The sequence below is a fragment of the Psychroflexus sp. MBR-150 genome (assembly GCF_053628795.1).
The window spans coordinates 228,127-242,595 of sequence record NZ_JBRJHB010000002.1 but is presented as its reverse complement, the minus strand read 5'-3'; the positions used below and the strand labels follow the sequence as shown (position 1 = coordinate 242,595).

Annotated in this window: 10 protein-coding genes; 3 read left to right on the top strand and 7 right to left on the bottom strand. The window is 32.9% G+C overall.

The window, feature by feature from the left end; all coding sequences use genetic code 11:
• Positions 1–594 precede the first annotated feature (594 nt).
• Positions 595–1,389, top strand: coding sequence for an MBL fold metallo-hydrolase (locus ACSSV5_RS02215; protein ID WP_454244581.1), 795 nt, complete (start codon positions 595–597; stop codon positions 1,387–1,389).
• Here ACSSV5_RS02215 and recO read toward each other — a convergent pair.
• Both recO and porZ read right to left on the bottom strand, forming a co-directional pair.
• Positions 1,382–2,101 carry a DNA repair protein RecO gene (gene recO, locus ACSSV5_RS02210; RefSeq protein ID WP_454244580.1) on the bottom strand — a complete coding sequence of 240 codons (720 nt, stop codon included), beginning with the start codon at positions 2,099–2,101 and terminating at the stop codon, positions 1,382–1,384. The two genes, ACSSV5_RS02215 and recO, sit on opposite strands and share 8 nt — an antisense overlap.
• Complete coding sequence (gene porZ, locus ACSSV5_RS02205; RefSeq protein ID WP_454244579.1) at positions 2,101–4,413, bottom strand: type IX secretion system anionic LPS delivery protein PorZ; 2,313 nt, start codon at positions 4,411–4,413, stop codon at positions 2,101–2,103. The genes recO and porZ overlap by 1 nt, the downstream gene beginning before the upstream one ends.
• Before the next feature lie 196 nt (positions 4,414–4,609).
• Here porZ and gdhA point away from each other — a divergent pair, with 196 nt between their 5' ends.
• Together gdhA and ACSSV5_RS02195 are read left to right on the top strand one after the other, a co-directional pair.
• A complete protein-coding gene (gene gdhA / locus ACSSV5_RS02200; protein WP_454244578.1) occupies positions 4,610–5,959 on the top strand; it encodes an NADP-specific glutamate dehydrogenase in 1,350 nt (449 codons plus the stop codon).
• Positions 5,960–6,331: 372 nt separating this feature from the next.
• Positions 6,332–7,918, top strand: coding sequence for a peptide chain release factor 3 (locus tag ACSSV5_RS02195; RefSeq protein ID WP_211065592.1), 1,587 nt, complete (start codon positions 6,332–6,334; stop codon positions 7,916–7,918).
• Here the strand turns inward: ACSSV5_RS02195 and ACSSV5_RS02190 are convergent.
• The 5 genes from ACSSV5_RS02190 to ACSSV5_RS02170 form a co-directional block, all read right to left on the bottom strand.
• A complete protein-coding gene (locus tag ACSSV5_RS02190) occupies positions 7,915–9,348 on the bottom strand; it encodes an SLC13 family permease (RefSeq protein WP_454244577.1) in 1,434 nt (477 codons plus the stop codon). The genes ACSSV5_RS02195 and ACSSV5_RS02190 overlap by 4 nt on opposite strands.
• Positions 9,349–9,447: 99 nt before the next feature.
• Positions 9,448–11,877: a hypothetical protein gene (locus ACSSV5_RS02185; RefSeq protein WP_454244576.1), complete on the bottom strand. Its 2,430-nt coding sequence runs from the start codon at positions 11,875–11,877 to the stop codon at positions 9,448–9,450.
• Between the two features lie 19 nt (positions 11,878–11,896).
• On the bottom strand, positions 11,897–12,505 hold the full coding sequence (locus ACSSV5_RS02180) for a ribonuclease HII (protein WP_454244575.1): 609 nt from the start codon (positions 12,503–12,505) through the stop codon (positions 11,897–11,899).
• 80 nt (positions 12,506–12,585) lie between these two features.
• Positions 12,586–13,194, bottom strand: coding sequence for a superoxide dismutase (locus tag ACSSV5_RS02175; RefSeq protein ID WP_454244574.1), 609 nt, complete (start codon positions 13,192–13,194; stop codon positions 12,586–12,588).
• Between the two features lie 149 nt (positions 13,195–13,343).
• Complete coding sequence (locus ACSSV5_RS02170; RefSeq protein WP_454244573.1) at positions 13,344–14,468, bottom strand: glycosyltransferase family 2 protein; 1,125 nt, start codon at positions 14,466–14,468, stop codon at positions 13,344–13,346.
• Position 14,469 lies beyond the last annotated feature (1 nt).

Genomic DNA, 14,469 nt, shown 5'->3' with positions numbered 1-14,469 from the left:
CGGCAGTTCGATTCTGCTCCTCGCTACAATTTTTAAGCCCTGATATGTTTGGGGTTTTCTTGTTTTTGTGAGCGTCGGATTCATATACGCCCGAGGCGTACGGCAGTTCTCCCGACACTTCGGAACTGCTCCTCGCTACAATTTTTAAGCCCTGATATGTTTGGGGTTTTCTTGTTTTTGTGAGCGTCGGATTCATATACGCCCGAGGCGTACGGCAGTTCTCCCGACACTTCGGAACTGCTCCTCGCTACAACTTCACAGCCTAATGTTTACAAGGCTTTTTGACATTATAAAATAACGTGAGTTCGATATAAATTCCAATAAAATATATTCAGATAAAATACAGATATTTAATCATTTGTCATGTCGAAAGAGCGAAGCATGAGCGACGAGACATCTCAGTAGGATGAGATTTCTCCTCATTATTTGTTCGAAATGACAAAATTTGCTTACAAAATATGTGATCATCTGATTTACAGCTTTCAATAAATCTAACTCACATTAAAATACTCTCAAGATGTCTTGATGATGCTCAAAATTTGATTCTCAGGTTTTCAATGTTTTTATTTATATTTGTAATAAAATTTTGACATTATGAAAGCCTTTTTTAAACTCTCCATTTTATTATTGATTGTAAGTTGTAAATCTGAACCTAAAAGCGACAACAAAACTTCAGAACATCAACAAAAAACTGAAGCAAAAAAAGAAAGTCCTTTTAAAGTGATGCCAATAGAGCACGCTACTTTTGTGATGACTTGGGCTGATGAGGTGATTTATGCAGATCCCACTGGCGGAGCCGATGCTTTTAGAGATATGCCTAAGCCAAGTTTAGTCTTAATTACTGATATTCATCCAGACCATTTGAATATAGAAACTTTACAAAATATACCGCAAACTTATGATATAGTTGCACCTAAAGCGGTTTATGAAAAGATGCCAAAAGAATTACAAAATAAAACTAAAATACTTTCAAACGGTGAATCTTTTGATTTTCATGGTTTTAACATAAAAGGTATTCCAATGTATAATGTTACTGAAGGGCGTTTGAAGTTTCATACAAAAGGTCGTGGCAACGGTTATGTGCTTTCTAAAGATAATTATAAGGTATATATCAGTGGCGATACTGAAGGCATTCCAGAAATGAGAAGTCTAAAAGATATCGACCTTGCATTTATGTGTATGAATTTGCCATATACCATGTCTCCAGAAAAAGCTGCCGAAGCTGTGCTTTCTTTTCAGCCTAAAAAAGTTTTGCCTTATCATTACAGGGGTTTAAAAGATGATAAACCATACATTTATGATGTAGAAAAATTTAAAGAATTGGTTTTATCTCAGAACGATGCAATAGAAGTTAGTCTGTTAGATTGGTATCCTAATCAAACTAACTAAAAATTTGCTCTATAACTTCAAGTGACTTAGGCGATTTAAAATTTTCAATATGCAACTCATAATAATTAATTAGAAGTTTTAAAATATCTGAGCGTTGTTTTTTTGATAGTTGCAAATGTTGGTTATTGTTAAAGTCGTTTCTTATAAATTCAGAAAACAGATTTGAGAGTCCAAGATTTAATGTATAAGGACTTTCAAAATTTTGAAATAAGCCTTCGCTGAGGTTAAAATAAATTTCATCCTTATGAGTTGAAAGATGTGGATAAAAGCCTAAAAATGAAGAAAGTTTTAAAATAAAAGCAATATGAAAATTGGCGTATTTTGTTGTGTTTTCTAAATATAAAACACTCTCATTTATGAATTTATATAGTTTTACATTTTGTTCTTCTTCAACAATGACTGACTTTAGGATTTCAGATAAAAACATCACCAAAGATGATTTATAAACATTACTCTGTAACTCGTTGAGATGATGTGAGAGTTGAACTTCTTTAAAATATTCTAAATGACCTTTGTTGCGGTATTGCATTTCAATATCGATCAAGCTTAAAGGCTGAAACATAGAAGCTCTAAATTTTCCTTTTTTTGACTTCAAAACCCCTTTTACCATAAAGGTTACACTGCCTAAAGCCTTGGTATAACATTTTACAATTAAGTCAGAGTCACGATATTTTACGTTAGAAATAACAACAGCTTGGGTTTTGACAAACATTATCTGATAATCATAATTTTACTTACTTGATTTTCAATTTGATCTTCACCAGTAATAAGCACCATATAGACGCCTGAAGCCACTAAATGTTTACCAAAAGCACGTGTATCCCATTGAATACTTCCGCCAGAGACAAATTTTTCATACACCAAGTTACCCGTAACATCGGTGATTTTTACGTTGGCATTATCAGTAAGACCATCAATGGTAACAACACCAGAAAAACCAGGTTTTACTGGATTGGGAAACACCCTGACATTTTCTAGATTATCAACGCCGTCAGTTACTCTGCTCTGAAACGAAACCAAACCTCTATCAGTACCAAAAAAGACCTCGCCTGTTGCACCATTGATTTCAATGCTAATTACACTATTGGAAGGCAATGGCGAATTGTCTTGTGTAAATTGATTTAAAGTTTCTTGACCTGTAGAATTAACTTGAAATACGCCAGAATCTGCTGTGGCTATCCACATATTACTAGCACCATCGGCTTTAATGTCTGTGATGAATTGTTGAAACAACAACTCTTGAGGTACGCCGTCTTCTAAAAAAATAATAGGCGATACATTAAGTTGAGCATTTTCATCAAACATTGCTTGTGGATTGAAAGCCACACGTAGTCCTTCTGCTGTACCAATCCAAAGTCTATTGTTGTGGTCAAATTCCATAGCCGTTATGGCAGGATTAGGCTCAAACACCTCTGGTAGATCAACGCCCTCAACATCTCTAGCAATTTTACCGCTTAAACCTGTTGATGGCTGATAACCAAACAACCCAAATCTAAAAGTTGCTAAATAGACATTACCTTGATTATCTGTTGCAACTTTGCCAGAACTTGTGCCAAAAGGTTCAATAAAAGTGTCTGATAAATCTGCTATTTCAATTTGATTATTGCCTGTTAATCGTTTTAAAGGATTTTCTGTAATAGAATTACTCATATATAAATCGCCTTGGTTATTAAAAACCGAAGCTCCAATTCTTGTGTTACCTATTATAGGACCATTCCCTCCATCAGTATTTTCTAAATTTGAATTTGTTGGATCTAATCGGATTACAACTTCTTCGTTTTCTAAAATCAGTAAGCCATCTCTGTAACTCGATAAATAAACACGACTTGGATTATTGATATCTACAGTTGCATCACTTATCAGCCTAGTATTTCCGAGATCTTCAGTCGTTAAATTTGACCAATTTTCACCAGTAAAATGACTCACGCCTCGATTTTCTACTCTAAAAGGAACAAAAAAATGATTATAACCACCATAAACAACCCAAAGTTCATCTTGAAAACTGGTCAAGCTAAAAACAGAATTTAAAATTGGTCCATCTGGACTTACTCTTTGGAATGTGGTGGCGTTGATATCGTCCATGTGCAAAAGACCCAACTTAGCATCGCCAATAAATAAATTGTCATTTAAAATTCTAGCCGTATTAAAATTGGTATCTAATTCTATATCTTCAAATAAAGCATTGACAAGACCAATTTCATTAAGTTGAGCATTTAAAATGTGAACGGTATTTGGTGTCACAACAATGAGTTGGTTTTCATCTTGATTTAACTGCTTGACTTCATTAGGAAACTGCCTGATAAAGTTTAAATTATTATTTTCTATTTCAAATAAACTATTGTCAACTCTAACGGTAAGGAGTTGATTTTCAAAATTGATAATGCCACGCCAGTCGGACGAGCCTATGGTTTGCCAAACATCAAAGTCAACTAAATTTGGATCATCAACATTGGCAAATCGAACAGAACCGCCAAAAGTTGAAGCGTAAATAGTTGAGTTAAAAACTGCGGTTTGTGTTACATTGATTTGCTCTCCATTTTGACCTATAAAAAAAGAATCTCCAAATTCTAAATTGGCAAGATTATATTCTGCAATGCCAAATTCTGTTGAGATAAACACCTTATCTTCAAACTCTAAAAAATGATTAATGCGTTTGTTATCAGGAGCAATGGTTTGTTTATTCAAAATATCAACAATGGTAAACACTTGCCCATTGTTATCCATAACTACTTGCAATAGACCATTTTCATAGCCAATAATGCTTAAACCAAAAGCTTCAGAATAATGAATTGCACTGATTTCGCTACCTTCTAAGCCATTAACCGCATCCGTTTTAAGTTGAGTTTGAGAAATAGGATTGTATTCAAAAATAGCATTTTCTGCAGCTGCAACAATCCTGTCATTGCCTACTGAAATATCTCGGATATCTAAGTATGAAAAATAGCCCGTCCATTGATTAGAAAAATCTTGAGCCAACCCTAAATTGTAGATAAAAAGACAAAAAAATAGTTTTACAACTTTCATATAAATATAACTAAATCAGTCTAAGTTTTATTGTAGATATTAGACTGTAAATGTAATTATAAAATTATAAAACGGGTTTAAACTTAAATTGCAAAATATGTCTTTGTTTTATCATTTTTTTTAATTTAAAAGCCTAAAATAATTTTATATTTGTGTTTTATTAAAATAAGTCTAATTTTTTACCATATCCATAATTATGAAATCAAAAATTGAAGAATTTGTAAACTCAGTAGAACAAAAAAACCCAGGAGAAACAGAATTCTTGCAAGCTGTAAAAGAAGTTGCAGAAACAGTTATTCCTTTTATAGAGGAAAACCCACAATATCAAGACAAAATGCTTTTGGAGCGCATGGTAGAGCCTGAGCGTATCATCACCTTTAGAGTTACTTGGTTAGATGACGAAGGTCAAATACAAGTTAACCGAGGTTATCGCGTTCAATTTAACTCTGCTATTGGGCCATATAAAGGCGGATTAAGATTTCATCCTTCCGTAAATTTGAGTATTCTTAAATTTCTCGGATTTGAGCAAGTTTTTAAAAACAGCTTAACCACACTTCCACTTGGAGGCGGAAAAGGCGGTTCAGATTTTGATCCTAAAGGAAAATCAGATAACGAAGTGATGCGTTTTTGTCAAAGTTTTATGACAGAATTAGCCAAACATATTGGGAATGATACAGATGTTCCCGCTGGCGATATTGGCGTAGGTGCTCGAGAAATTGGCTATTTGTTTGGGCAATACAAACGCCTGCAAAATGAATTTACAGGTGTTTTGACTGGTAAAGGTCTGTCTTATGGCGGATCACTTATGAGACCAGAAGCTACAGGATTTGGTGTAGTTTACTATACTCAAAATATGTTGAAATATGTAAATGAAGGAATAAAAGGCAAGAAAATTGCAATTTCTGGTTCAGGAAATGTTGCCCAATATGCATATAAAAAAGCAATTCAGTTAGGAGCAATAGTTGTTACCTTGTCAGATTCATCTGGATTTGTATATTCATCAGAAGGATTTCACTCAAAAGAATTTGCCTATTTACAAAATCTAAAAAATGTTCGCCGAGGGAGAATTTATGAAATGGCAGATGAATTTGACCATGTTGAGTATTTTGAAGGAAAAAAACCTTGGGATATTGGTACAGAAATTGATATTGCAATGCCCTGTGCTACTCAAAATGAACTTGACCGTGACGATGCTTATAAACTAGTTAACAAACAAGTTAAAGTTGTTGCTGAAGGTGCCAATATGCCATGTACCTTAGATGCTATTAATCATTTTAAAAAGGAAAATGTGATTTTTTCACCAGGCAAAGCTTCTAATGCAGGCGGTGTAGCAACATCAGGTCTTGAAATGACGCAAAACTCTATGCGATACGGTTGGACTTCTGAAGAAGTTGACCAAAAGCTGAAAGACATTATGGAAAACATCCATGATGCTTGCATAAAATATGGCAAAACTGAAGATGGCAGTATAGATTATGTCAAAGGTGCTAACATTGCAGGTTTTGTGAAAGTTGCAGATGCAATGCTTGCTCAAGGTACAGTTTAAATTTACAATTCGCTAAAAATCAAAAAAGCTCGGTCATTTGCCGAGCTTTTTTTGCTTAAAATGTGACCGACGAAATAAGTAATTTAACGTGAGTTCGATATAAATTCCAATAAAATATATTCATATAAAATACAGATATTTAATCATTTGTCATGTCGATAGAGCGAAGCATGAGCGACGAGACATCTCTGTAGGATGAGATTTCTCCTCATTCTTCGTTCGAAATGATAAAATTTCCTTACAAAAATATGTAATCATCTGATTTACAGTTTTCAATAAATCGAACTCACGTTAATTTTAATACCAAGCTCCTTTAAAAAAAGATTTAGCTTCTCTCCTCGCCTATTCTGGTTAAAAAATTAAATTTGCAGCATGAAATTTAAAGACGAAATCAACAGGCGACGTACCTTTGGTATTGTGTCGCACCCAGATGCAGGAAAAACAACATTAACTGAAAAATTATTGTTATTTGGCGGTGCTATAAACGAAGCTGGCGCTGTAAAATCAAATAAAATCAAAAAAGGTGCGACGAGTGACTTTATGGAGATTGAACGCCAACGTGGTATTTCTGTTGCCACATCTGTCTTAGGATTTGAATATAAAAACAATAAAATCAACATCTTAGATACGCCAGGTCACAAAGATTTTGCAGAAGATACCTTTAGAACTTTAACGGCTGTAGATAGCGTTATAGTGGTGATAGATGTGGCAAAAGGCGTTGAAGAACAAACCGAAAAGTTGGTGAAAGTTTGTCGTATGCGCAACATCCCGATGATTGTGTTTATCAATAAACTCGACCGTGAAGGTAAAGATGCTTTTGAACTACTCGATGAAATAGAGCAAAAATTAGATTTGAAGGTGACGCCTTTGAGTTTCCCAATTGGAATGGGATATGATTTTAAAGGGATTTACAATATTTGGGAAAGCAATATCAATTTATTTACTGGCGACCCACGAAAAGATATTGAAGACACCATAGAAATCAATGATCTATCCAAACCAGATTTAGATGAATTGTTAGGCGAAACCGCCGCTAAGAATTTAAGAGATGAAGTGGAATTAGCTACAGGTGTTTACCCAGATTTTGATATTGATGCTTATAAAAAAGGAAACTTACAACCTGTATTTTTTGGGTCTGCTTTGAACAATTTTGGCGTGAGAGAGTTATTGGATTGTTTTATCACAATTGCACCTTCACCACGCTCAAAAATGAGTGATATACGAGAAGTGAAACCTGATGAAGATCAATTCACAGGATTTGTGTTTAAAATCCACGCCAATATGGATCCAAGACACCGAGACAGATTAGCGTTCGTAAAAGTCGTGTCTGGAAAATTTGAACGCAACAAACCTTACCTACACGTGAGACAAGGCAAAAATTTAAAATTTTCTAGTCCTAATGCTTTTTTTGCTGAGAAAAAACAAGTAGTAAATGAGATGTATCCTGGCGATATTGTCGGTCTTCACGACACGGGAAATTTTAAAATTGGTGATACACTAACAGAAGGTGAAAAATTGATGTATAAAGGGATACCAAACTTTTCGCCAGAGCATTTCAGATATATCAACAATGCTGACCCGATGAAATCAAAACAACTCAACAAAGGCATCAATCAATTGATGGATGAAGGAGTGGCTCAACTTTTTACTTTAGAAATGAACAACAGAAAAATAATAGGAACGGTTGGAGCTTTACAATACGAAGTGATTCAATATAGACTTGAACACGAATACGGTGCTAAATGTTCTTATGAAAATATCAACGTGCATAAAGCCTGTTGGATAGAGGTTGAGGATGAAAACAGCGAAGAGTTTAAAGAATTTACCCGAATAAAATCTAAATACCTCGCTAGAGACAAACGCAATCAGTTGGTGTTTTTAGCAGATTCTGCTTTTTCGTTACAAATGACGCAAGATAAATACAAGAGTTTAAAGTTTCATTTTACGAGTGAGTTCTAATAAAACATCCCTATCATCAACATTGACCACATAATTACCACAAATGGTCCAAGCAAACCAATAAAAATCCCACCAAATCTAAAATCTGATTGTTTGAGCATTCCTGTGCTAAAGGCAATAGCGTTTGGCGGTGTTGACACTGGAAGCAACAAAGCACAAGATGCAGAGAGCCCAATAATCATGGGTAAAGTTATAGCATTTGATACATCAATGCTCATAATTAAAGAAATAGCAATAGGTATAAATATGGTTGCTGTGGCTGTGTTACTCATAATATTTGAAAATGCAACTGTAAATAATCCAAATGCTATATATAGAATATAAATGTTAATATCTGAAGTTGGAATTAAACTCACAAAATACTGTGCCAAACCTTGTTCTTGAACAGCTAAACCAAGTGCTAAACCGCCAGCAACTAACATCAAAGTATCCCAAGGTAAAGCCCTGACTTCGTCTGACTCAATGATTGAAAACATCGTTAAAGCCATAATAGGAATACCAGAAACAACTGCCACAGGAATACCTGTAAAACCTGAAGTTAACCATAATATTAGTGTTCCTGCTAAAATTATTAAAGTTAATCGTTTGTGTAGCTTGGCGTGTTTTTGAGGAGGTGCGTCTTCTGCAGTATTAAATAAATTCTCAAGTTGGAGAGTCTTCGTTTGAATGGGGTTTTTTTTCAGTAAGGCATACCAAAACACTAAGATTAAAATTAAGGCTATTGGAATACCAAACAACATCCATTCTAAAAAAGAAATTCTGATACCAACACCTTCTAAAGCTCCAACAACAATGGCATTTGGTGCCGAACCTATGATGGTTCCCATACCGCCAACCGATGCTGCCGCAGGAATGCCTATGAGTAAATTTTTTGATAGTGCTGCTTTAGACCCTAAATTTTTTAATATTGGTGTAATTGTAGCAATCATCATAGCAGTTGTTGCGGTGTTACTCATCAACATTGACAAAACTGCAGTTAACATCATCAAGCCGAGAAGAATAACATTAGATTTATTTCCAAATTTTGGAATGGTTATTCTCAATAAATCTTTATCTAAACCTGTTTTTTTCATGGCTTCGGCAAGAAAAAATCCACCCAAAAACAGCCATATCACACTATCTGACCAAGTTTGAACATATTTTTTGACGTTTTCTGGTTCGTCTTTACCAAGGGTAAAAACCAAATAGCCAATAATTAAAATACCAACAGCAAAAGGCGGTATAGCTTCGGTAACCCAAAGTGCAATAGAAAGAAACAAAATAAAGAGTACATAATTCTGAGTATCATTAAATTGTGAATCGCTAACTAAATAAAAAAGCCCAAAAGCGATAAGAAAAGACAAAATAAAAAGTGTAAAATGACTATGCCAATTTACACGTTTGTTAATTTTTTTGAGAAATTGTCCAGCATAGTTTCTAGAATCTGACATTGACTTTAAATTGAATTACAAATGTAAAATATATTCAAGCTAACATTCTAATTTAGTTTAAACTTATTGTTAGTTATCGATTAAAAGCATTAAATAAAATTATTCTGTTATAATACTGTAAATCAAAACAGCATCATCAGAATCTTGACAAAGCAAAATCAACTCGTTATTTTTGCTATAAACGTCAGAAATAGATTTGCCATAAACAGGAAATCCATTTATCAAATTAGCCTTTTTATCAAAAACGTAAACCTTTTGTGCTTGCAAATCGGCTATAGCTACAAAATTGTTTTTTATGAAAGGGTTAGTATAAACACCATAAGGAAGTTCTGCTGATGCATCATTGATATAAAGTTGATTCTCTGACATGCTCGCCATTATTTCTGGATTTGCCACAAACTTAGGATTAATCCACTTCTTAGAACTGATACTCACATCTCCGTTTGGATTAATCTTAATGATTTGGCCCTTGTTTGACATAGAAACAAACTCCTTTTGATGTTCATACCATTCATTATGTGTAGGTTCAAAATTCTTATCAATCTGAACTCTATTCTTACCTGTTCGGCTTAAAATATGTAACTGCCCCGTTTCTTCTTGTGCTAAAATATAATCTTTTTTATCGATTCTAATGTGTTTCAAAGGCAAATCTAAAGGCGTTTTAGTTCTATTAAATTGAAAGCCTTTGACGCGTTTTCCTTGTTTATTAAACATTCTGATTCTATTGTCCATAATCACGACAAAACGATATCGCCCATTGTTATCGTAATCAAAAACAGAGAGACTTTGTGTAATCTTATTGTTAAAGTTAAGTGGAAATGGGTCAACTTCATTTCCATTTTTATCTAAAACATAAACTTTATGTTGAGTTGCAAAGGCGAGTTGTAAACGCGTATTTTTATAAATATCAATGGTTCTGATTTTACCAACTATTGGGCTGTCTAAAGGTTTTGACCAAATGAGATTACCTTTTGTATCCTTAAGGTGCAAAACGTTGTTAATATCCTGATAAACAATATCATACTGACCTGTTCTCCAGTTTTTAAAAAATTGCGGTGCATTCTGTATTGTTGACTCTAATTTTAGCCTCGCTAACTGTTTAACAGCTTTTTGATTATTGCCTAAATCAGTCTTTTTATGAATAATATTAAAGTAAGCAAAATCATCTTCAACTATAAGTTGTGTTACTGCAATTCCATAAGTTTTCCAGTTAAAAGCTTTAAAATCATTTTTATAAGATGGTTGAGCATATTGCTCAAAAAAGTTTTTTTGCTGACTTAAATTTGTAAACCACAAGATATGACTTTGGTCGGTGAGTGATTTTAAGTGATTTTTATAATTTTGTTGCAGAGACAATACGTTTTGATTATTAACCTGTATAATAATATCTTCTAATACATCAAGCCGATTTGAACCGACAATGATATCTTGAAAAACGACAAAGTTTTTAAGCTCGCCAAGTTTTATAAAATTTTGAAGTTCTGCATTTGTTTCAAGTTTATGATTTAGTTGATAGATTTGATAAGCACCAAATTTTTTTATAGGTAAAGCATCATCCTTGAGCATTTCATAAGTTTTACTAATATCATTTGACACCATTGCTACGCCCTTACCTAATGGCAGGTTAAATTGAGCTATTTCATTGATATCAAAAAAAACACTATCATTGATCGGTGTTTTTTTGACTAAATTTTCTTGATGTGTAAATGTTTTGTAATCTGATATTAAAAGACTTTTAGCACTTACAAAGTAACTTGGTATAACCTCAGCAACAAAAGATTTTTTTGGCTTTATTTCTCTAAAATTTGACCATAGATGGGATTTGTCTTGTGTTTTCAAAACAATTCCGCTAAAGAGTATTTGATTTTCATCTAAAATAAGATCGAACCCCATATAATCAGAGAGAGAAAGAAATTCTTTTGAAAACTCTTTTGTAAAAAAAAACTTAGAGACTTTTGAAAAAAATGTAGTGTTTATAACTACAGAAGGCGTATTCTCTGATAGCACATCGTATAGTTTTTTGATGTGTTGATTCGTTTTAATATTGTCTTTATAATTTCTAATAACATTTTCTATAATAATTTTTGAAGTGCTAAAAATGGTATTATCAGCTAACTGTGTCATAAAAAACTCTTGTTTATTTGTTTCAAAAGTTTTTATTTTAATTTGATTGTAGGTATAAGTTAATTTAGACTCTTTTTGGATACTTGAATTTTTAAAATCTTTAGTTATCAAGGTTTGTGCTAATTTGTTCTTACCTATAACATTATAGGTTAACAAAAACTCTTCAGGCATTTCAACTAAATCATGCCAATGCTGAAGCGACCAAAATTTAATGACTGAATTTTCTTTATGAGTTCTTAAAAAGTTTTGTTTATCAAGTTTTTCTAAATATTTTGAATAATCTTGGTGGCTCAAAATTAGTGCTGCATCAGGTGGTATGAAGTGTATAGATTCACTTTCTTCAATTTTATTTTGACTACATGATGCCAATATTAGCAGTAAGCTTAAAATTAAATATCGTTTCATAAGATGATTATGACATAATTTATTGAACTTCAAAATTTAATTTTAACTGGTCGGGCAATAGTTTAAAGCTTTGTCTATGATGAGATGTAACTCCATATGTTTGTATGGCTTCTCTGTGTTGCTTTGTTGGATATCCTTTATTTTGTTTCCAATGATATTTTGGGTTTTGTTGGTGTAATTTAAGCATAAATTCATCTCTAGATGTTTTAGCAAGAACAGAAGCTGCTGCAATATTAAGGTATTTTGCATCACCTTTAATTATGCATTCATGATTTATATTTTTGAAGTTTTTAAATCGATTTCCATCAACTAAAATAAATTCCGGTTGTGGACTTAATTGCTCTATGGCTTTGTGCATAGCTAAAATTGATGCATTTAAAATATTGATTTTGTCTATTTTATCAGGAAACACATGAGCGATTCCATAGGCAATAGCTTCTTTTTTGATAATAGATTTTAAACTTTCTCTTTTTTTTAAAGAAAGTTGCTTAGAGTCGTTGATTAAAGAATTAGAAAAATCTGCAGGTAAAATAACAGCTGCTGCGGTTACAGGTCCAGCTAAACAACCTCGTCCTGCTTCATCAGTGCCACACTCAAGCCTATCCGTTATTATTCTATGTTTTAGCATTTAACAAAATTAGGACTTTAAATAAAAAAAAACAGTAAATCAAAAAAGATTTACTGTTTTTAATATGAGAGAAAGAGATGTTATTTATTTTCTTTGTAACGCTTTGAAACTTCATCCCAATTTATGACGTTAAAAAAAGCTTCAATATAATCAGGTCTTCTGTTTTGATAATTGAGATAGTAAGCATGCTCCCATACATCAATACCAAGAATAGGAACACCAGCACAACCTATATTAGGCATCAGTGGGTTGTCTTGGTTAGGCGTAGAACACACTTCTACTCCACCTTTTTCATGAACGGTCAACCATGCCCAACCTGAGCCAAATTGTGTGGCTGCCGCTTTAGAAAACGCTTCTTTAAAATCATTAAAAGAACCAAATGATTTATTAATAGCTTCTAATAAATCTCCGCTGGGTTGACCTCCTCCGTTTGGCGACATAATTTTCCAATATAGTGAATGGTTGTAATATCCTCCACCATTATTTCTTATCGCTGAGTTTGAGAGGTCTAAATTTGACAAAATAAATTCAATTGATTTGTCATCATTTTCTGTGCCTTCAATGGCTGCATTTAATTTGTTCGTATAACCTGCGTGATGTTTACTATGATGAATTTCCATAGTTTTAGCATCAATATGAGGCTCAAGTGCATCATAAGCATAATCTAAATCTGGTAGTTTAAATGACATAATTAAAAATTTTTTGATTTATATCATCAAATTTAAATATTATCGCTCACAACTAAGATTTTATTTTGTTATAAAAAGCTTAAAAATACAAGTATAAATTTAAAAATTGCAAAAAACAGATAAATGATTTGATGATTTTATCAATATCATTATTTCAAAAACACCACTTCACCTTGAGATGTGCTACTATCACTTCCTATCAAAACATCAAAATGTTGGGGAATAAATCTAAAGGCATTTCCTGAATTGTTGTTTTTAAGCATAAAATCTATAGCCCGCTGATATGATAGCGTTTTGGTGTCAAAAACAATAAGACTGTCTTTGTAGTTTTGACTATCAATTTGTTTTGGTTCTAAAGTTTTGATATTCTTATTGTAATGGATCTTCAGTTTTTGATAGAGCTCTTTATTTTGACCGATGTAAAAAATGTTATTGTAATCGGGTTTGACATTTGCTTTTTTAAGCATATCAGATTTTTTGAATCGTTTGGCAATGATGAAAAAGATGGATAGAATACCTATCATCAATTTTGAATTGGAATAGTGTTTTGTAAAAAAAAACTTGACCGAATCAAAGAAACGTTTAAAATAAACATCATCTCGTAATGTGCTTTCTCCTTTAAAATGTATCAAACTTTCTTTACCTAAATAATAGTTTTGATATCCAGCTTTGGTGAATTGATAACACAAATCGATATCTTCACCATACATAAAATAGCGTTCGTCTAATCCTTCTAATCGCTCATAATCTTGTTTCCTAAAACACATAAAAGCGCCGACAAGCGTTGTGGTTTGTCCTTCTTCGCCTTCTGATAAATTGTTGTTATAATATTGTTTTGAGAAGCCTAACATCTTTAATGCCGCAACTTTTAAGGTCAATTTATTGATTTTACTTTCTGGCAAAAAATGTCCTGTGCCATCAATCAATCTGAGACCTAAAATTCCACAATTATCAAAGCTTTCGTGTTTTTTGATAGTTGCTTTTATAGATGTTTCTGAGATTACGGTATCAGGATTGATCAGAAAAATGTATTTGCCCTTAGCTTGATTGATGCCAATATTATTAGCTTTTGAAAAGCCATCGTTGTTGGGGTTTTGTATAAATTTTACTTGAGGAAAGTATTTTGAAACAAGTTCAGAAGTTTTATCGTTTGAAGCATTATCAACCACAATAATTTCGGCATCTAAATCTCTGATGGCTGAGTTTAAACTTTCTAAACAAAGCATTAAGTGATAAGGCACTTTGTAACTCACAATGATTACAGAGACTTTCAAT

What these genes read in the sequence shown, in the direction of transcription:
- ACSSV5_RS02185 (WP_454244576.1), bottom strand. Translation starts at nt 11,877, where the DNA reads ATGAAACGATATTTAATTTTAAGCTTACTGCTAATATTGGCATCATGT.
- recO (WP_454244580.1), bottom strand. Translation starts at nt 2,101, where the DNA reads ATGTTTGTCAAAACCCAAGCTGTTGTTATTTCTAACGTAAAATATCGT.
- ACSSV5_RS02215 (WP_454244581.1), top strand. Translation starts at nt 595, where the DNA reads ATGAAAGCCTTTTTTAAACTCTCCATTTTATTATTGATTGTAAGTTGT.
- ACSSV5_RS02175 (WP_454244574.1), bottom strand. Translation starts at nt 13,194, where the DNA reads ATGTCATTTAAACTACCAGATTTAGATTATGCTTATGATGCACTTGAG.
- gdhA (WP_454244578.1), top strand. Translation starts at nt 4,610, where the DNA reads ATGAAATCAAAAATTGAAGAATTTGTAAACTCAGTAGAACAAAAAAAC.
- porZ (WP_454244579.1), bottom strand. Translation starts at nt 4,413, where the DNA reads ATGAAAGTTGTAAAACTATTTTTTTGTCTTTTTATCTACAATTTAGGG.
- ACSSV5_RS02180 (WP_454244575.1), bottom strand. Translation starts at nt 12,505, where the DNA reads ATGCTAAAACATAGAATAATAACGGATAGGCTTGAGTGTGGCACTGAT.
- ACSSV5_RS02190 (WP_454244577.1), bottom strand. Translation starts at nt 9,348, where the DNA reads ATGTCAGATTCTAGAAACTATGCTGGACAATTTCTCAAAAAAATTAAC.
- ACSSV5_RS02195 (WP_211065592.1), top strand. Translation starts at nt 6,332, where the DNA reads ATGAAATTTAAAGACGAAATCAACAGGCGACGTACCTTTGGTATTGTG.